Annotated in this window: 16 protein-coding genes; 11 read left to right on the top strand and 5 right to left on the bottom strand. The window is 58.3% G+C overall.

All coding sequences use genetic code 11. The annotated features are described in order from the left end of the window. Positions 1-1132, top strand: a 1132-nt coding sequence (locus ACR0NE_RS19925) for a COG4223 family protein (protein ID WP_480780091.1), incomplete at its 5' end; no start/stop codon positions are given. Positions 1133-1142: 10 nt separating this feature from the next. After that, complete coding sequence (locus ACR0NE_RS19920) at positions 1143-2654, top strand: heme biosynthesis HemY N-terminal domain-containing protein (RefSeq protein WP_170594969.1); 1512 nt, start codon at positions 1143-1145, stop codon at positions 2652-2654. 127 nt (positions 2655-2781) lie between these two features. Here the strand turns inward: ACR0NE_RS19920 and ACR0NE_RS19915 are convergent, their stop codons facing one another. The 3 genes from ACR0NE_RS19915 to ACR0NE_RS19905 are packed head-to-tail and all read right to left on the bottom strand — an operon-like array spanning position 2782 to position 6532. Continuing rightward, entirely contained in the window at positions 2782-3531 is a 750-nt protein-coding gene (locus tag ACR0NE_RS19915; RefSeq protein ID WP_170594972.1) for a PhnD/SsuA/transferrin family substrate-binding protein, read from the bottom strand. Beyond that, positions 3528-4145 carry a response regulator transcription factor gene (locus ACR0NE_RS19910; protein ID WP_170397932.1) on the bottom strand — a complete coding sequence of 206 codons (618 nt, stop codon included), beginning with the start codon at positions 4143-4145 and terminating at the stop codon, positions 3528-3530. Before ACR0NE_RS19910 ends, ACR0NE_RS19915 begins: the two co-directional genes overlap by 4 nt. Continuing rightward, the gene (locus tag ACR0NE_RS19905) at positions 4142-6532 is read right to left on the bottom strand and encodes an ATP-binding protein (RefSeq protein WP_170594975.1); all 2391 of its coding nucleotides are present in this window, start codon (positions 6530-6532) and stop codon (positions 4142-4144) included. The genes ACR0NE_RS19910 and ACR0NE_RS19905 overlap by 4 nt, the downstream gene beginning before the upstream one ends. Positions 6533-6774: 242 nt before the next feature. On the opposite strand from ACR0NE_RS19905, the gene ACR0NE_RS19900 reads away from it, so the two are divergent. From ACR0NE_RS19900 to ACR0NE_RS19880, 5 genes are all read left to right on the top strand, one after another. Continuing rightward, entirely contained in the window at positions 6775-7737 is a 963-nt protein-coding gene (locus ACR0NE_RS19900) for a TAXI family TRAP transporter solute-binding subunit (protein WP_170594977.1), read from the top strand. A gap of 107 nt (positions 7738-7844) precedes the next feature. Next, positions 7845-10454, top strand: coding sequence for a TRAP transporter permease (locus ACR0NE_RS19895; RefSeq protein WP_170594980.1), 2610 nt, complete (start codon positions 7845-7847; stop codon positions 10452-10454). Continuing rightward, positions 10451-10882 carry a universal stress protein gene (locus ACR0NE_RS19890; protein WP_170397943.1) on the top strand — a complete coding sequence of 144 codons (432 nt, stop codon included), beginning with the start codon at positions 10451-10453 and terminating at the stop codon, positions 10880-10882. Before ACR0NE_RS19895 ends, ACR0NE_RS19890 begins: the two co-directional genes overlap by 4 nt. A gap of 84 nt (positions 10883-10966) precedes the next feature. Then, positions 10967-12718 carry a gamma-glutamyltransferase gene (gene ggt, locus ACR0NE_RS19885; protein WP_170594983.1) on the top strand — a complete coding sequence of 584 codons (1752 nt, stop codon included), beginning with the start codon at positions 10967-10969 and terminating at the stop codon, positions 12716-12718. Between the two features lie 86 nt (positions 12719-12804). Continuing rightward, entirely contained in the window at positions 12805-14010 is a 1206-nt protein-coding gene (locus tag ACR0NE_RS19880; RefSeq protein WP_170594986.1) for an MFS transporter, read from the top strand. Positions 14011-14069: 59 nt separating this feature from the next. On the opposite strand, the gene ACR0NE_RS19875 is transcribed toward ACR0NE_RS19880, so the two are convergent. Both ACR0NE_RS19875 and ACR0NE_RS19870 read right to left on the bottom strand, forming a co-directional pair. After that, complete coding sequence (locus tag ACR0NE_RS19875) at positions 14070-15545, bottom strand: NAD-dependent succinate-semialdehyde dehydrogenase (RefSeq protein WP_170609187.1); 1476 nt, start codon at positions 15543-15545, stop codon at positions 14070-14072. 2 nt (positions 15546-15547) lie between these two features. Continuing rightward, entirely contained in the window at positions 15548-16825 is a 1278-nt protein-coding gene (locus ACR0NE_RS19870) for a 4-aminobutyrate--2-oxoglutarate transaminase (RefSeq protein ID WP_170397954.1), read from the bottom strand. Between the two features lie 149 nt (positions 16826-16974). Between ACR0NE_RS19870 and ACR0NE_RS19865 the strand changes: the two genes are divergently transcribed. The 4 genes from ACR0NE_RS19865 (at position 16975) to ACR0NE_RS19850 (ending at position 19598) form a co-directional block, all read left to right on the top strand. Then, the gene (locus ACR0NE_RS19865; protein WP_170425413.1) at positions 16975-17541 is read left to right on the top strand and encodes a cupin domain-containing protein; all 567 of its coding nucleotides are present in this window, start codon (positions 16975-16977) and stop codon (positions 17539-17541) included. A gap of 137 nt (positions 17542-17678) precedes the next feature. After that, a complete protein-coding gene (locus ACR0NE_RS19860) occupies positions 17679-18152 on the top strand; it encodes a VOC family protein (RefSeq protein WP_170397960.1) in 474 nt (157 codons plus the stop codon). Continuing rightward, positions 18149-18499, top strand: coding sequence for a hypothetical protein (locus ACR0NE_RS19855; protein ID WP_170397963.1), 351 nt, complete (start codon positions 18149-18151; stop codon positions 18497-18499). The genes ACR0NE_RS19860 and ACR0NE_RS19855 overlap by 4 nt, the downstream gene beginning before the upstream one ends. Before the next feature lie 130 nt (positions 18500-18629). Continuing rightward, positions 18630-19598 (top strand): carbon-nitrogen hydrolase family protein, encoded by a 969-nt coding sequence (locus tag ACR0NE_RS19850; protein WP_170594989.1) that lies wholly within the window; start codon positions 18630-18632, stop codon positions 19596-19598. The last annotated feature ends 30 nt before the right edge of the window (positions 19599-19628 follow it).

The following is a 19628-nucleotide window of genomic DNA, read 5'->3' as shown; positions in this document are numbered from 1 at the left end:
CGAAGCCGAAGCCGAAGCCGAAGCCGAAGCCGAAGCCGAAGCCGAAGCCGAAGCCGAAGCCGAAGCCGAAGCCGAAGCCGAAGCCGAAGCCGAAGCCGAAGCCGAAGCCCTGAACAGGGCCGAGCCGACCGAAGAAAAGGTGATCGAACGCACAGTCGAAAAACGCGGTGGGTTTGTTCCGGCTTTGTTGGGCGGGGTTATTGCTGCAGGCCTCGGATTTGCTGTAGGCAACAGCGGGTTATTGTCTCAAGGAGCAGATAGCTCGGACGCAATTTCCGCGCTCGAGTCGAAGCTGGCGGAACAATCCGATCAGATTGCCCAACTGACAAAAACTCTTGCTGAAGGCCCCGATGTCTCGGGCTTGTCAGATCAGATCAAGGCGTTGTCGGATAAGCTTGCTCCGGTCGAAAGCGATCTGACTGCCGTGAAGAGCAGTGTTGATGGCCTGACCGGTAAGGTCGACCCGCTTGACGAACGCCTGACCGCGCTTGAGAAGCAGCCGCTTGAAGCAAATGTCTCGCCCGAGGCCACAGCCGCGTTCGAGGCAGAATTGAAGAAACTACAGGATTCTCTGGCCGCTCAGCGTAGCGAAGTGGAAAAGATGGTCTCAGACGCGCAGGCTTTAGAGGCTAAAGCTTCGGCCGAAGCGCGCGCGGCGACCAACGCTGCCATCCTGTCGCGTTTGCATGGTCAATTGGATGCCGGTCAACCCTATGAAGATTTGGTCTCTGAACTGAAAGCCGGTGGTGTCGATGTACCCGATGCCTTGGCTGCATCTTCGAAGGACGGAGTTGAGACGCTTTCGGCGCTGCGCAGCTCATTTGCCCCCGCAGCCCGCGCCGCACTGGCGGATGCCCGTGATGCCGATAAAGGCACCGGCTTGGTTGCTTTCTTGCAGCGCCAGACAGGCGCGCGGTCGGTGACCCCGCAAGAGGGCGACGATCCGGACGCGGTCTTGTCACGCGCTCAAGCGGCGTTGGCGGATGGTGATGTCACTAAGGCGTTGACCGAACTGAAATCCTTGCCCGAAGCGGCGCAGACCGCATTGGCGGATTGGGAGCAGGCGGCGCAGACACGGGCCTCTGCCGTCGAGGCCGCAAATACGCTTGCTTCAAGCCTGAACTCGAACTGAAGGACCTGCCATGCTGTGGTCATTGTTAAAGATCCTTGTTTTTGTTGCGATTATCGGCCTGCTGGCCATGGGTGCTGGGTTCTTGATGGAATCATCCGGCGGCGTGCAGATCACCGTCGCAGGCACCGAATACACACTGGGCCCGCTGCAATCAGTGATCGCGCTGGGCGTGCTGGTGTTTGCGGTCTGGTTGTTCTTCAAGCTGCTTACGCTGCTGATCGCCACGCTGAAATTCCTAAACGGTGATGAAACCGCCCTTTCACGTTATTTCGATCGCAGTCGGGAAAAGCGAGGATATCAGGCGCTGGCGGACGGGTTGATGGCGCTGGCCTCGGGTGAGGGGCGCGTGGCGATGACCAAGGCTCATAAGGCCGAGAAGCTGCTGAACAATCCGGAACTGACCAATTTGCTGGTGGCGCAGGCAGCCGAGATGACCGGCGATACCAAGAAAGCGTCCGAGACTTACAAGAAGCTGGTCACCAACAACGCCACGCGATTTGTCGGTGTGCGCGGGATCATGAAGCAAAAGCTGGCCGAAGGCGATGATGACACCGCGCGCAAGCTGGCCGAGAAGGCTCTGGCCCTCAAACCCCGGCACGAAGAAACGCAGGATGTGCTGTTGAACCTGCAGACCAAAGCGCAGGATTGGGCCGGTGCGCGGTCCACGTTGACCTCGAAGCTTAAGGCCGGGTACTTGCCGCGCGACGTGTTCAAACGGCGAGACGCAGTCCTGGCTTTGTCCGAGGCCAAAGTGCTGCTGGACGACACGGCGACGGTCGAACAGCAGGAACATGCGATTGAGGCAAACCGCCTTTCACCCGATCTTGTCCCAGCAGCCGCCATGGCCGCGCGTGCCTATATCGAAAAGGGCAAACCGCGTGCAGCCACCAAGATTCTGAAAAAGGCGTGGGAAGTACAACCTCACCCCGATCTGGCCCATGCCTTTGCCGAGATTGTGCCAGACGAAACACCTGAACAGCGGATCAAGCGGTTCACCGCTTTGACCCGCATTCATTCAGATAATATGGAAACACGCCTGATTTTGGCCGAGCTGAACATCGTAGCCGAAGACTTCCCCGAAGCGCGACGCGCGCTGGGTGATGTTGTCGAAAAGCAGGGGGATGCACGGGCCTACACGCTGATGGCTGCGATTGAACGGGGCGAGGGCGCCTCGGACGCGGTGGTTCAGGGTTGGCTGGCCAAGGCGTTGAACGCACCGCGCGGGCCGCAATGGGTCTGCACCAATTGCCACGACATTCAGCCTGAATGGGGACCGGTGTGCCAGAACTGCGGCAGCTTCGATACGCTCAGCTGGCAGACGCCTCAGACGCCCGAGATTGCTAGTGCGACGGGTGTGCACATGCTGCCTCTGATCGTTGGCGCGCTTGAGGATCAATCAGAGGCTGAAGAGGCAGAGGAACCTGAAGAAAGTGCTGAAGAGTCACCTGAAGAGCCGGTCGAAGAGGACATGATCGAGGGAAAGGCCGAGCCGGTCACGGAGGAAGTCGCGCGACAGACCTAACGCGCGGTCTCGGCGTTGAAAGCGTCGTTCCGCAGCTTAAACAGCCCGGCCCACCGATTTTGATCAAGGGCGACCAAAGCCATTATGTGCTATCGGCTGTCGTCGGCGACACCGGCACACAAGACGACTAAACCGATCCCGGCGGGTTTTGCACGTCCAGATAACGTTCGGCCGGAATCCTCACGAGACCTTTGATCCCCAAGGCAGTACGATCCGCATCATCCAACTGCGCAATTGCCCGTTCAACCGCTGTAAAAATCGCTTGCTGATCGTTACCCTCCGCAGTGATCAATGGCAGGCTAGGCGTCGGGTCCGTCCACTCTAAAACCCGCAGAGATGCGGCAAACTCTTCATACTCAGCCATCAATCGCCAAGAAACCGCATCAAGGGCAGCGATATCTGCGTGACCTTCCGCAACGGCATGCGCCGACTTCAGGTGACCTTCGGTTTGCACACGGTGCTTGAACCAGAAGCCATGCGGCTCAAGATGCCAATAAGGCGCGGCGTAGCCAGATTGCGAAAATGTCTGGTTGTAAGCGAACACCGTTTCCCGAAACGCCATCAGATTTGTGCGTGGATCATCGGCGCGCACGACCAGAGCACTGCGGTAATAGCCGGGCGGGCACCCGTCGAGACCATAGTCTGGCGTGCCAACCAACGCGACCTTATCGTGTAGCCATGTCCGGTACGGCATGCCGCAAGTCTGGCTCAGCACCAGTTCCGGGTGCTGCCAGACCGAGAATTCCTCGGCGTCCTGCGACAGATGCTCAGGGCTCTCGATCCCGGCGCGGTTCAGATTGTCACGGATGAGGTTCCAGTATCGCAGATGTGCCTCATCAAGCTGAGGGCGGGCATACATCATCAGGCTTGCGATCATTGCATCTGCCCGAACAGTTCATACAGCTCTATCGTGGTTTTCACGCCGACTTTCTGCTGGATGCGCCCGCGATGTATTTCTACCGTGCGCGGGCTGATACCCAAGGCGGTTGCGATCTCTTTGCTCGACGTGCGCGCGGGGTGGGTCAGAATATGTTGCAAGACCTGCTCCTCGCGGTCGGTCAAAAGTCTGCGCTTGTCCGCAAGCATCTGACGTCGCGATTTCTCGGCGCGCAGACGGTCGCCTATTTCAAACGCGGCCTGTATCCGTTCGATCAGCACCTGCAGGTCAAAGGGTTTTTCCAGAAAATCAATTGCACCCGCCTTGGTGGCCCGCACGGATTCCGGAATGCCGCCATGACCCGAGATGAAAATGACCGGTATGGTCGACTCGCGCCGGTTCAGATGTTCCTGCAATTCCAGCCCGTCCATCCCGGGCATGCCATAGTCCAGGATCAGGCAACCTTTTGCATCCTCATGCACCTGATTCAGAAATGTCTGCGCATCGGCAAAATGCTCGACCCTTAGTCCGCGTTTGCTGAGCGAGCGAGATAAGGCGACGCGCACATCTTCATCGTCATCGACGATATAAACGACCAGCGGCTCAAAGGTCATGCGTGATCCTCCTTGGGCTGATCGCGGCGCTGCAGGGTGAAACAGAAGCGCGCCCCGGACGTCTCAGTAGGCTCGTACCAAATGGCTCCGTCATTGGCTTTGACGATGGTCCGACAAATGGACAGGCCCAGCCCCATCCCGTCGGTCTTCTGGGTGTCAAACGAGTTGAACAAGGTGACACCATCGCTAATCCCGGGCCCGTTATCCTCAACCCGCACCTCGACCAGTTCATCGCTAGTCTTTGTAGTGATGGTGATTTTACCCTTGCCATCCGGATCCAGGGCCAGGGCGTCGATCGCGTTGCGCAACAGGTTAACCAGAACCTGAGCGATCTGCGTCCGGTTTCCGATGACAAGAGGAAGGTCGGTTTCTTCATAAAGCAGCTTGATCTCGTGTAACTTCGCCTCGGCGTCCATCAGGCTGACGGTTTGCCGGATCAACCCGTTCAGTTCAAACGGAGTCTGACGTCCGCGATCCTTACGCACCACATCACGCAGTGCGCGGATGATGTCGCCCGCACGGCGCGACTGGCGGTCGATATCCGAAAGGATTTCTATCACCTCAGGATCGGGATCGCCGATTTCATCCAGCGTGATCTTTGCGGCGTCGACATTATAGGAAATCGCGCTTAGCGGTTGGTTCAGCTCATGCGCCAGCCCTGAGGCCATTTCTCCCATCAGGTTGACCCGTGCCACATGGGACAGATCGCGGCTGAGGCGGCTTACTTCATCCTCGGCCTGCTTCCGATCGCTGACGTTGTCGATAATGGCAACCGCATGATCAGGGGTCCCGCTTTCATCGCGGATCAGAATGGCATTGACCCGCAACCAGATGGGGGATCCGTCTTTTCGGATAAACTGGTTTTCGGCAATGAACTCGGAATCCTGCAGCAGGGTTTCGCGGAACTTGACCGCGATCTGCTGTTCATCTTCCGGCAGGATGTCGGCCAGCGTCATCCTCTCCAATTCATCCGGCTGATATCCCATGATATCGCACAGCTGTTCGTTGGTCCGCAGAAACCGCCCCGTTTCGGGCGAGATCTGCGCCATCCCGCGCGAGGCCAGATCGAAGGTGCGGCCATAGGCGGTCTCGAACCGTTGCCGTTGCCGAACTTCCTGTGTCAGAGCCGCGCCGGTATCTTCCAGCTCGCGATAGGGGCTGTGCAGGCCTTCTTCGGTGGTGATCTCTCCGCTGCGCAATTGCTGACTCTGGCTGGCAAAGGTCCGCACAGGGGCATAGATCCGGTCGGCCATGGCAAGTCCGATTGCGCCGGTCAGAATGGCAATGGCAAGCGCGATCCAGACGCCTTGCGTCCGGTTCTTCTTGATCTCGCCGATAAAGTTGTCCTCGGCCGCATAAAGCCCGATCAACCAACGCAGCCCCGGCTCGGACACCTCGATCAGCATCGCCACATAGTCCTGACCGTTCAGCTGGAAATCGGTATGAACCGGTCCTTCCGTGTCGCTCAGACCGGTTTGCACGACATCTCCGAACGCCTTTTGCGCGATGGGGTCTGCGATTTGGTCCACACGCGTCAGCTCGGGCGCTTCCATATGTGCTTCCTGCCGGATCAGCACCAGCGTTGGATGCGCCAGCACCGCGCCATTTTCGTTCAGAACCAGCGCGGCACCGCGTCGTTCCGACCAGATATCCAGCAGGAATCCCGACAGGGCGTCGATCTGGATATCGACACCCAAAATGGCACGGATATCTCCGGTATCGTCCGATATGGGGACACTATAAGTGATCCCCGGCTGGCGCGTGGTGAAGAAGATATAAGGCTCTGTCCAGATCGGTGCTTTGGCTTCGGTCACCATTCTGAACCAAGGCCGGGTGCGCGCCTCATAGGTGTCAGTCTGGGTAGTGGCCGTTTCCAGCAATGTGAACTGATCGTTGCGCCATTGGAAATCGGCGGGATGTTCCGCGGTGCCGGGCAGGAATGGCGGAACGAACTTGGTGCGATAACGTCCGGGCTCTTCCGCGCGCATGACGTAGACAAACCTGCCCGTCGCATCGGCCAGATACATCCCTGCGAGTTGAGGCGCGACCTGTAGCTGCTGAAAAAAATGGCTTTCCAATACGCCAGGATCGCTGATATCCAGTACGTCATTTTCAGCAAGTCGCCGAGTTGCATCCAAGGCCTGCCGGGCGGGGTTCAGAAAACTTTTGACTTGGCCGATGACATTGACACTGACTTCGTTCAGCGATGTTCGGGATTGCCGCAACAGCGCGTTCTCCGAGCTGACAAAGGTCGACAGGATCACCGAAAGGATGGCGATGAACTGCAGCCCACCCAAACACAGCGCAAGCGTGGCGCGCAGCGATCTTCGCCTGCGGGCTGGCTCAGTGTGGTCCTGGCGTATTTCTTGTTGCCCTGCGTAGTTCAATTCTTGTCCAAACGACCTTCTGCACGGGTCGGTATCACAGTCACAGAATGTGATCAGTTACCCTCTTTCCCCTATATCTGAATCCAAGCCTATACGTAATCTACCGTATAGACACCTGCTGTTTGGTTTCGCTTTCCTCTTTATCATCGGGGGGCCTGATTCCAGTGCGATTTTTTCTGTTGTGTTCTGAAAGGTTTCAGGCACCCCACAGATCAAAAAAGACTGACAACAGGAGTGTCAAAGTGTTCAAGAAAACCTCAATCACCGCATTTGCCGCGGCGGCCCTGATGGCACCAGCGGCATATGCTGAAGAATTTATCACGATCGGAACTGGCGGCGTTACGGGTGTCTATTACCCGACGGGTGGCGCGATCTGCCGTCTGGTCAACAAGGGCCGGAAAGAGCACGGGGTCCGGTGTTCGGTGGAGTCGACTGGGGGGTCGGTTTACAACATCAACACCATTCGCGAAGGCGAGCTTGAGTTTGGGGTGGCACAGTCGGACTGGCAGTACCACGCATTCAACGGCAGCTCGAAATTCGAAGAAGCCGGCCCGTTTGAGAACCTGCGTGCCGTGTTCTCGGTACACCCAGAGCCGTTCACGGTTGTGGCGCGTGCCGACGCGGGTATCTCGAATTTCGAAGACCTGAAGGGTAAGCGCGTCAACATCGGCAACCCCGGTTCCGGTCAGCGCGGCACCATGGAAGTGCTGCTGGGCGAAATGGGTTGGACCACCGATGATTTCGAACTGGCGACCGAGCTGAAAGCGGCTGAACAATCCGCTGCTCTGTGTGACAACCAGATCGATGCGATGGTTTACACCGTGGGTCACCCTTCGGGTTCGATCCAGGAAGCAACCACCGCCTGTGACTCGGTTCTGGTGAACGTCAGCGGCGACGCGGTTGACAAGCTGGTTGGTGACAACTCCTTCTACCGTACCGCAACCATCCCAGGTGGCATGTACCGCGGTTCGGATGGTGACACCTCGACATTTGGTGTTGGTGCAACCTTCGTGACTTCGGCTGAGGTGTCGGAAGACGCGGTTTACGCGGTTGTCAGCTCGGTCTTCGAAAACTTCGATGACTTCAAAAAGCTGCACCCGGCATTTGCCAACCTGAAACCGGAAGAAATGATTGCGGATGGCCTGTCGGCACCGCTGCATCCGGGCGCTGAGAAGTACTACAAAGAAAAAGGCTGGATTCAGTAACCAGACCTGACACGGGGCGCCTTTCGGGGCGCCCCGATTCATATCCGGGCTAAACCGGAGACAAGACGGCCGTAAAAACCAAGGCCGAAGGACAGGGAGATACCAACATGAGTTCCGACACACAGGGCAATCGCCCTCTTTCCGAAGAAGAGCTTCAGGAACTGGTTGCCTCATCAGACGCAGGCGCGCGTGATCCGGCGGGTAATGTCGGGCTGTTTCTGGCGATCGTTGCGGTTTTGTGGTCGGTGTTTCAGGTCGTTCTGGCCTCTCCCCTATCGAATTATCTGCTGCCGGGCAGTGTAGTGAACAACTCACGCCAGATTCATCTGGCCTTTGCGATGTTCCTGGCCTTTTCGGCCTATCCGGCGCTGAAATCCAGCCCGCGGAACTACATCCCGATTCAGGATTGGATCATGGGGATAGTGGGCGCATTTCTGGCGCTTTATGGTTATTTCTTCTATCAAAAGATCGTCGATGCGGGCGGTCTCGCAGACGACACGGACAAGTGGTTTGCTCTTGTTGGCCTGCTGTTGTTGTTCGAGGCCGCGCGTCGCGCGCTTGGCCCGGCAATGGCGATCATCGCCACGATCTTTCTGGCCTACGTCTTCTTTGGTTCCTCCGAGTGGGTGCCCGAGGTGATCCGCTGGAAAGGTGCCAGCCTGCAAAAGGCGATGAGCCATATGTGGATCACGTCCGAAGGTGTCTTTGGCATCGCGCTGGGCGTGTCGACCAAGTTCGTCTTCCTGTTCGTGCTGTTCGGCGCGCTTTTGGATAAGGCGGGCGCGGGCAATTACTTCATCAAGATGGCCTTTGGCGCGCTGGGGCACCTGCGCGGCGGTCCGGCCAAAGCGGCGGTTGTTGGTTCAGCAGCGACAGGCCTGATCTCGGGGTCATCCATCGCGAACGTTGTCACGACCGGCACCTTCACAATCCCACTGATGAAGCGTGTGGGCTTTTCCAGCGAACAAGCGGGCTCGGTCGAGGTTGCCTCATCCGTGAACGGCCAGATCATGCCACCGGTGATGGGCGCTGCTGCCTTCCTGATGGTGGAATATGTGGGCATCTCATACGTTGAGGTGATCACCCACGCCTTCCTGCCCGCTGCGATTTCTTACATCGCGCTCGTCTACATTGTACACCTTGAAGCGGTGAAGCGGAACATGCCGACGCTGGGCGACCGCGTCGTTTCGATGGGGCGCACAATCGGTGGAATGGCGCTGTTCTTCGTGGGCTTTGCCGGGCTGTGCTATGGCATCCAGTACCCGATCAAAGCGATTATCGCGCTCATGCCCGATGCGTCGGGTCTGGTCCTGTCGGCGCTGATCGTTTTGGCCTATCTGATCCTGCTTTGGCTGGCTTCCGGAGTAGAGGACTTGGTGCCTGACGATCCTAATGCCAAAGAGGTTGAACTGCCGGTAATTGCCGAAATCTACAAGGCCGGTCTGCATTACTTGCTACCGATCATCGTGCTGGTCTACTTCCTGATGATCGAACAGAAATCACCGGGCTTGTCGGCCTTTTGGGCGACCTCGCTGCTGTTTGTGATCCTGCTGACGCAGAAACCGCTCAAGTCGATCTTCCGGGGTGAAAGTGACACAGCGAATGCCTTCAAGGCCGGTGTCGTCGACCTGTGGAATGGTCTGATCGACGGCGCGCGCAACATGATTGGTATCGCGCTGGCCACCGCCACTGCGGGTGTGATCGTGGGCACCGTGACGCTGACCGGCGTGGGCCAAGTGATGGCCGATCTGGTCGAGTTCCTGTCAGGCGGTAACCTGATCGCCATGCTCGCGCTGGTGGGTCTGCTCAGCCTGATCCTCGGGATGGGTTTGCCGACCACGGCGAACTATATCGTGGTCAGCTCGCTGATGGCGGGTGTGGTCGTGGAATTGGGCGCGCAGGATGGGCTGATCGTGCCGCTGATCGCGGTGCACTTGTTCGTGTTCTACTTCGGCATCATGGCTGATGTGACACCGCCGGTTGGTCTGGCGAGCTTTGCAGCCGCCGCCGTTTCTGGTGGGGATGCGATTAAGACCGGTTTCACCGCCTTCTTCTACAGCTTGCGCACCGTGGCACTGCCTTTCGTGTTCATCTTCAACACTGACCTGTTGCTAATCGATGTGGGTTGGGTACAGGGCATTCTTGTGGCCGTCTCTGCGACCATCGCGATCCTGATCTTCACTGCCGGCACCATGGGCTGGTTCCTGACCAAGAACCGCATCTATGAAAGCGTCGCGCTGATCCTGATCGCCTTTGCGCTGTTCCGTCCGGATTTCTTCATGAACCGCATCGCACCGCCCTTTGCGCAGATCGAACCGGCACAGCTGACGCAGGCCGTGGGTGAGGCCGCGCCAGGTAGCACCATGCGGATCGAGGTCGCGGGCCCGGATTTTGACACCGGCAACATGACCGAAACCACCGTGGTTCTGGATATTCCGGAAGGGGCCGACGGCACAGCACGCATTGACGCTCTGGGCCTGATGACGCTGGAAGAGGATGGTCTGGTCAAGCTCGACGAGCCGATGTTCGGTACGCCGGTCGCGGATGAGCTGGACATGTTCGACTATTATGCTGACGATGCCGTTCGCATCACCAGCATTCAGGCCCCGCAAAGCCAGCCCGCGAAAGAGCTGATCTTTATCCCGGCGCTGATCCTGTTGGGTCTTGTCGCCTTCCTCCAGCGCGCCCGCGCCGCAAAACAGGGAGAACCCGCATGACCCAAGCAATTCTGTGCGCCGTGGATATCAGCAATGGCGATCTTGATGTTGCCGTCCTTGAACGGGCGGCGGCGCTGGCCGAAATGGATGGCGCGCGGCTGGATGTCGTGACAGTGACGCCCGACTATGGTGAAGGCTTCGTCAGCAGTTTCTTCGAGCCTCACCACCACGAAAAGGTGATTGAAGAGGCTCATGAAAAGCTTGTCGCCCTCTGTGCCGCCACGCTGGGGGAAGAGCGCAACGCCAAGGTCCGTCATGTGGTGGCCACCGGCAGCGCCTATCAGGAGATTCTCAAAACCGCGGAAGGCGCGGGCTCGGACTTGATCGTGATCGGCGCGCATAAGCCTGACTTGAAAGACTATTTGCTTGGTCCGAATGCGGCGCGCGTCGTGAGGCATTCGCACACGTCAGTATATGTTGTGCGGTAAATCGATCGGATTTAAGCTGAGAGTCTGCCATTTGAAGTTCGTTACTCAGTAGCCAATCTCGCAGATCCTTACCGGGAGATTTCTATGATGAAGACATTCATGAAAACCGGCGCCGTTCTGGCGTTGGGTGTTGTCGCTTGCGCGGCCAATGCGCAGGACCCTGCGCCGGAATATGGCTATGGTTGGGAGGACAAAAACTCGGTGACTGGCACCGAGTTCATGGTCTCGGCCGCCAATCCCATTGCTGCCAAAGCCGGATATGATGTGCTGGCCGCAGGTGGCACAGCCGCAGATGCGATGATTGCCGTGCAGCTGATGCTCAATCTGGTTGAACCGCAATCATCGGGCATCGGCGGTGGTGCGTTCATGCTGTATTGGGATGCGTCGGCTAAAACTCTGACCACCTTTGATGCGCGTGAAAAAGCCCCTGCGAAAGCCACGCCTGAACGGTTTCTGTTACCGGACGGTGAAAAGATGCCGTGGCCCGAAGCTGTTGTAGGCGGACAATCTGTTGGCGTTCCGGGCATTCTGCGCCTGATGGAAGTGACCCATAACCTCTATGGCAAGAAAGACTGGGCCTCGCTGTTCCAGTCTACCATCGATCAGGCCGAGCAGGGGTTCGAGGTCTCGCCCCGCATGGCAAACTCGATCCAAAGCACGATTGAACGTGAGCGCTCAGTCGGTGTGTTCCCGGCGGGCAAAGCGTATTTCTTCAACGAAGATGACACGCCGCTGCAGGCTGGAACCTTGCTACGGAACCCCGAGTTTGCCGAAACCTTGCGCATTCTGGCCGATCAGGGCGCAGGCGCCTTCTATAGCGGCCCCATCGCCGAAGATATCGTGGCGGCAGTGGATGCCACATCCAAGGTGGAAAACAATATCACGCTTGAGGATCTGGCCGACTACCGCGTCAAAATCCGCCCCGCCGTCTGCGCCGATTATCGCGGCTACGATGTCTGCGGAATGGGTCCGCCAACCTCCGGCGGCCTGACCGTCGGGCAGATTCTGGGGATACTCAGCAACTTCGACCTCGAAGGCACTGGGTGGAACGCCGAGATGGCGCATCTCTATGCCGAGGCCGCCAAGCTGGCCTATGCCGACCGCGCGCTTTACATGGCCGACGGCGATTTTATCGATGTACCGGTCAAGGGTCTGCTGGACGCGGACTATCTAAAGCTGCGCTCGGAGATGATCGACCCTGCTGCAGCCAGCGAGAAGCGTCAGGCAGGTGAGCCGCCACGTGATCACACCGCCCTGTTCGCGCCCTCGCAAAACCCGGGTCGTCCCGGCACCAGCCATATCGTGATCCGAGATCAGTACGGCAACGCGCTGTCGATGACGACCACTATTGAGACCGCCTTTGGCAGCCGGGTTTTTGTGCGGGGTTTCCTGCTGAACAACGAACTCACCGATTTCGACCGCGCACCAAAGGATGGCGACCGTCTGGTGGCCAACCGCGTTGAGGGTGGCAAACGCCCGCGCAGTTCGATGTCACCAACTATCGTGATGAAGGATGGTGAGCCCTATCTGCTGATCGGCTCGCCCGGCGGTAGCCGCATTATCAACTATGTGGCCAAAACGATCATTGCGATCCTGGATTGGGAAATGGACCCGCAGGATGCCATCGAAACCGGGCATTTCGTGCATCGCAACGGGTCTGCGATGGATCTTGAGCAGGGAACATCCGCTGCCGAATTCGCAGATGCTCTGACCGCCAAAGGTCATGAGGTCAAACAGGTCGATCTTAACAGTGGGCTTCACGCCGTCCTGATCAAGGATGGCCAGCTGATCGGAGCGGCTGATCCGCGCCGCGAAGGCGTGGCACTAGGCCAATAAAGGCGAACTGCAAAAGGGCTGTTGGACAATTGTACCACGCAGCCCTTTTCTCTTGCTTTAACAGCGTACTCGTCCGATAGGGCGGTATGTTCAAAAGCCGCGCAATAACCTTCATTCTGATCACACTGATGATTGATGCCATCGGTATCGGCATCGTGTTCCCGATCATGCCCGACCTGATGGATCGCGTCGGTGCGGGCAACACCGGACAAGGAGCTTTTTGGGGTGGGCTGCTGATGGCCGCCTATGCCGGGGCGCTGTTCCTGTGCGGACCCATTGTCGGCAGCATTTCGGATGCGGTTGGCCGCAGGCCGATCCTGATCGCAGCGCTGACCATGTTGGCGCTGGATTATGTGATCATGGCGCTGGCCGAAACATTCTGGCTGCTTCTTCTGGGGCGAACGCTCGCGGGGCTTGCGGGGGCGACCTATATCACCGCAACGGCTTACATTGCTGACATATCATCACCGACCGAGAAGGCGGCGAATTTCGGTCTGATCGGGGCGGCCTTCGGGATTGGGTTTGTGCTTGGCCCGGCCATCGGCGGCATCGCTGCCGGGATCAGCATTACTGCGCCGTTCTGGATTGCTGCGGTCTTGTCCGCCGCCAACGCCCTGTTCGGAGTCTTCGTCCTGCCCGAGAGCCTGAAACCAGAAAAACGCCGCCACTTTGGCAAGCGCGACCTGAACCCGTTCAAATCGATCTTTGACTCCTTCCGCTTTCCGGGGCTGGCAGTGCCGCTGCTGTGCATTTTCATCTTTGAATTTGCCAACATGGTCTACCCCACCCTCTGGGCCTTCTGGATACGAGAGGTGTTTGGCTGGTCCACGCTGTATATCGGCCTGTCGCTGGCCGCATACGGCGTGCTGTTGGCCTTCGTCCAAGCCGGACTGATGCCGGTCTTCATTCGCTGGATCGGCGATTACCGAACCCTGCTGCTGGGGATGGTATCGGCATTGGTCGGAATGATCGGCTTTGGGTTTACCGTAACGGTTACGGCCCTTGTCATCTTTATTCTGCTTGCCGCGCTGTCCGACCTCGTGCCTGCCTTGATCACGGCTATGGCCTCGAACCAGGCGGACGAAGATCGGCAGGGCGTGGTGCAGGGAGTCATCGCGTCACTGTCTTCTGTCGCTGCGGTTCTGTCGCCTTTGGTGATGACCGGCATCTTTCAGGCGTCGGTCGATGGCGAAGGCACTTATCTGCCCGGCGCACCGTTCTTTTTCTCGGCGGCTCTGGTATTGGTGATGATGCCGTTGGTGTTCCGTCTGCGCGGGCACGCATCGGTCTGAAACGAAAAACGCACCCGCAGCGGACTGCGAGTGCGTTGAATTTTCAAGGCACGAGGCGCTTACTGAATTTCACCCATGCAGAGATACTTCATCTCAAGGAAATCCTCGATCCCGTATTTCGAACCCTCACGGCCCAGACCGGATTGTTTGACACCGCCGAACGGGGCGACTTCGGTCGAGATCAGGCCAGTGTTGATGCCCACCATGCCCGATTCCAGCGCCTCGGCCACACGCCAGACGCGCGCCAGATCGCGGCTGTAGAAATACGAGGCCAGGCCGAACTCGCTGTCATTGGCCATGCTGACGACGTCGTCTTCTTCCTCGAATTTGAACAGCGGAGCGACGGGGCCGAAGGTTTCGTCCTTTGCCACAACCATGTCGCGGGTTACGCCAGTCAGAACGGTGGGTTCAAAGAATGTCCCACCCAGATCCGAGCGTTTGCCACCCAGCGTTACAGTCGCCCCTTTGGAAACCGCGTCCGAGATATGTTCTTCAACTTTGTCGACCGCCGCCTGATTGATCAGGGGACCTGTGGTGATGCCGTCGCCAAAGCCGTCGCCGACATTCAAAGATTTTGTCTTCTCGGCCAGCTTGGCAGCAAACTCGTCATAGACGCCCGCCTGCACATAGATGCGGTTGGCACAGACGCAGGTCTGGCCATTGTTGCGGAACTTCGCGATCATCGCGCCATCCACGGCGGCATCCACGTCGGCATCGTCAAAGACGATGAATGGTGCGTTACCGCCCAGTTCCAGCGACATCTTCTTGATGGTGCCCGCCGCCTGACGCATCAGGATCTGTCCTACACGGGTCGAGCCGGTGAAGGTGATCTTGGCGACCTTGTCATTGGTGCAAAGCTCATTACCAACGCCCGAGCTGTCTGTGCCCGGGATCACGTTGAACACGCCCGCTGGTATACCCGCACGTTCACCCAAAACCGCCATCGCCGTCGCCGACAGCGGCGTCAACGTCGCTGGGCGCGCCACAAAAGTACAGCCCACGGCCAGCGCCGGGCCAACTTTGCGCGCGATCATCGCGTTGGGGAAATTCCAAGGCGTGATTGATCCCACTACGCCCACGGGCTGCTTCAGCACCACGATGCGCTTGTCGCGCTGGTGGCCGGGGATGACGTCGCCGTATACACGCTTGGCCTCTTCCGAGAACCACTCGATAAAGGACGCGCCATATAGGATTTCACCGCGCGCCTCGGGCCAGGGTTTACCCATCTCGGCGGTCAGGATGGTTGCCAGATCGTCTGCGTTTTCGACCATCAGGTCGAACCATTTGCGCAGAATGGCGGCGCGTTCCTTGCCAGTCTGAGCAGCCCATTCCTTTTTCGCAGCGTAAGCTGCATCGATGGTCTGTGTTGTGCCTTCGATGCTGACATCTGTCACATTGGCGATCAGATCACCAGTCGCGGGGTTGTAGACAGGGAACGTTGCCTCACCTTCGACCCATTCACCGTTGATATAGGCGCGGGGTTCCAGAAGGCTGGGATCTTTCAGCTCCAGCTTGGTCACTTTGGTATCCAGCATGTTCAGGCTCCTTTGGCAGCGTCGATCGAGGCTTCGAGGATATCCATAGCCTCGGCGAAGATTTCGTCCTGCACCGTCAACGGCGCGAGGAAACGAATTACGTTTCCATATACGCCACATGTCAGCAGGATCAATCCACGCTTCAATGCCTCGACCCGTATGGCGTTTGCCATATCGGGGTTCGGGGCGCTGCCGTCTGTGGTGTTGAACTCGGCCGCAACCATGAGGCCCGGACCACGAATATCTACGATCTCGGGCGTGCGGGAACGGATCGATTCCAGACGCTGTTTCAAGCGCGAGCCCAGCTCATTGGCGCGCGTGCACAGGTCTTCTTCCTCGATCACATCCATCACAGCATGGGCGGCGGCGATCCCCAGCGGGTTGCCGCCATAGGTTCCGCCCAAACCACCCGGGTGCGCGGCGTCCATCAGCTCGGCACGACCGGTGACGGCGGCCAGCGGCAGACCACCGGCCAGACCTTTGGCCATAGTGGTGATATCAGCAGAGACGTCATAAGCGTCCATCGCGAACAGGTTGCCGGTGCGGGCAAAGCCGGTCTGTACCTCATCTGCAATCAGAACGATGCCATGTTCGTCGCAAAGCGCGCGCAGACCACGCATCAACTCAGCCGGAGCGGGGTAGAAGCCACCTTCGCCCTGAACCGGTTCGATGATGATCGCGGCCACCCGGCCCGGATCAAGATCGGCCTTGAACAGTTTAGTCAAAGCACCCAGCGAATCTTCGGTCGAGGTGCCATGCAGATCGATCGGGAACGGGACGTGATAGGTATCGGGCATCATCGCGCCGAAGCCCGCTTTATATGGCTGAACCTTGCCGGTCAGCGACATGCCCATGAAGGTGCGGCCGTGAAAAGCGCCGCCAAAGGCCACTACAGCCGGGCGGCCAGTGGCAGCACGCGCGATCTTGACGGCATTCTCGACCGCCTCGGCACCTGTAGTGACAAAGACGGTTTTCTTAGTGAAGTCGCCAGGCACCTTCTCGTTCAGGCGCTCGGCCAGACGGATGTAATTCTCATAAGGCAGAACTTGATGGCAGGTATGGGTGAAGTTTGCGGCCTGTTTCTGAACAGCCTCCATCACCTTGGGGTGGCAATGCCCGGTGTTCACAACGGCGATGCCTGCGGCGAAATCGATATAGCGTTTGCCTTCGACATCCCAGACCTCGGAATTCACGGCACGGTCCACATAGACTTGCGTCTGCATTCCCACGCCCTGCGCGATCGAGGTATTCCGGCGTTCAGCAATCTGAGCGTTCAGCATCTTGCGTCCTTTCCCGTTTCCGGGCGCTGTGCCCGTATGTTTGACTGCGCGACTGTAGTATCTGGGCCTGCAAGCGAAAGCCTGTTTCTTGTGATTCATAAGCCATTGATTTACCGTCGCGGCAGGATCAAGTGTTGCGGATACTGAACATGAAGAACACCAGCCAAGAGGATTTGACCCTCGGACTGCGCCTGCGAACCTTGCGAGAGCGTGCAGGCTTATCTCAGCGGGCGCTGGCCAAGAAGTCGGATGTGCCGAACTCAACCATCTCACTGATCGAGTCGGGCAAGATGAATCCATCGGTTGGTGCGTTACGGCGTATTCTGCAAGGCATACCGATTGGCATGTCCGATTTCTTTTCCTTCGAAATCGAACCTGAGCAGACAGTGTTTTACGCCTCGGAAGAACTTACTGAGATCGGAAAGGGTGGGCTGTCTCTGCGGCAGGTAGGATCAAACCTGCATGGTCGCGCGATGATGATCTTGCAGGAAACTTACGAGTTAGGGGCTGACACCGGTCGCGTGATGTACGGGCATGAGGCGGAAGAGGGCGGTATTGTCATCTCGGGTCGGGTGGAGGTGACCGTGGGCGATAAGCGCAAGGTACTGGGACCAGGCGATGCTTATTATTTCGACAGTCGCACCCCGCACCGGTTCAGGCAGGTCGGCCCCGAAGTTTGCCGGGTCATCAGCGCCTGTACTCCGCCTACATTCTAAGCATCACGGCAGAAATTTCAGCACTATGCATCATAGTGTTGCAGTATCTCCTGGTTTGATCCACAGTATGATGCATAGTGCGGGAAATTCCTGCAGATAATCCAGGGTGTCCGCCGCCCAATTCAGAGAGTACCGGAATGAAAAAGAAACCTGCCACTCTGCCACGTGGCTATCGCACCTGCACCGCATCGCTTGCCGTCGCCGACGTTGATGCCGCGCTAACTTTCTACGAAAGCGCCTTTGATGCGAAGATACAGGCCTATGATGCGGATGAGGCCCCCGGCTTTGCCTCGATCAAGATCGGCAACTCGATGCTGTTTGTCACCGCCGGATGGGGTGCGCACGGCCCCGCCATTCCGGGCACAGTCACTCCGATTGGGCATCATATGTATGTCGAAGATGTGGACACTGCCCTTGCAGTCGCGTTGGAAAGCGGTGCCAGCCTGATCGCTGAGGCGGCGGACACCTATTGGGGCGAACGCTGCGCCACGATTGCCGATCCGTTCGGTCATGTCTGGACGTTGGCGACCCGCGTCGAAAACCTGAAGCCAGCGGATATCAGTGAACGGCGCAAAGCGCTGCTGGACGCGGCGCAGATCGAGGCTGCATGAACGACGCCCCCCTTCCCACATTCACAATCCGTCAAAACGATCTGGCCATTCTCGCGGCTGAGGGTCGCATCGGCGACTATCCGGTCGCCGTTCGCACGGCGCGTGAGGTGATCAGCGGTGGCTTTGCCAACCACTCGGCGCATCCCAATACCTGGACTGTATACTTTCTGGTCGATGGCCAATGGGCGCTGGTCGAATCCACGCGCGGACTGCGGCGGGAGTGGTCCAGCCTTGATCGGCTTGAGAAATGGCTGCGCAGTTGCGGATTCCGGTTCTTCTGGGTTCGCAACGACATCGATTTTGTGGAACCGCAGGCAGAAGATACCGCCGAGGAAGCCGCAGTATGAGGGCAGTCGCCTCGGAAAACCATAGCCTGAGGACAGCAGGCTTGCGTGACCACACGGTTTTATGTTCCGATGAAGAACGCCGGATCAAATCGGCGGTCGCAATCGGCAAGAAAACGAGAAGAAACGAAATATGACCCCTTTTGCGATAACCGGAATCCAGATGCATGTCGGTGCGTTGCAGTCGAATGTCGACGCGATGCTGCACCGGATCGACATTATGATGGCGCGGTTCCCTTGGACCCAGATGGCCCTGTTCAGCGAACTGGCGCCTTATGGTCCGCTCGACCGGTTTGCCCAGCCCTTTCCCAATGACGACCTGTCGCGCTTTCAGGATGCCGCTCGGCGTTATGGGATCTGGCTGATCCCCGGTTCGATGTTCGAAAAGCACGAAGATGGACGGATTTTCAACACCTCGGTGGTGATCAATCCCGAAGGTGAGATCGTCTCAAAATACTCCAAGATGTTCCCGTTCAAACCTTATGAACAGAACATCGCATCGGGTACCGAATTCTGCATCTTTGATGTGCCGGATGTGGGCCGGTTTGGCCTGTCGATCTGCTACGACATCTGGTTCCCCGAAACCACCCGCCACCTGACCAGCCAAGGGGTCGAGGTTCTTCTGCACCCGGTTCTGACCGGCACAACCGACCGCGAGGCCGAGCTGTCGATCGCCAAGGCGACCGCTGCGCAGTTCCAATGCTATGTGTTTGACGTGAACGGGCTGGCCGCCGGGGGCGTGGGCCGCTCACTGGTCGTTGATCCCTCGGCCACCGTGCTGCACCAGTCTGCGGGACAGGAGGATATCTTCCCTATTGAGATCGATCTTGATCAGGTCCGCCGCCAACGCGAGGTCGGACTGAAAGGTCTGGGGCAGGTTCTCAAAAGCTTCCGCGACCGCGAGGCGGAGTTCCCGGTCTATGACCGTACTAGCGGGGCGGATGCCTATCTGCACACGCTCGGCCCGCTGCGCATTCCGCAGAAAGGCGACGTTGCGGGCGTCGCTGCATCCGACCCCAGAACGGCGCTGGGATATACTGAAGACGCCGCGACCAAGCCCGACAATCTGTATCTCTACAAAGGGCGCTCTGGCACAGACTGATACCGGCTCAGCTTTTCGGTATCGGCAGAA

This window comes from Ruegeria sp. C9 (assembly GCF_056537585.1).
The sequence above is the reverse complement of the archived record's forward strand: the minus strand, read 5'-3'. Positions and strand labels throughout refer to the sequence as shown.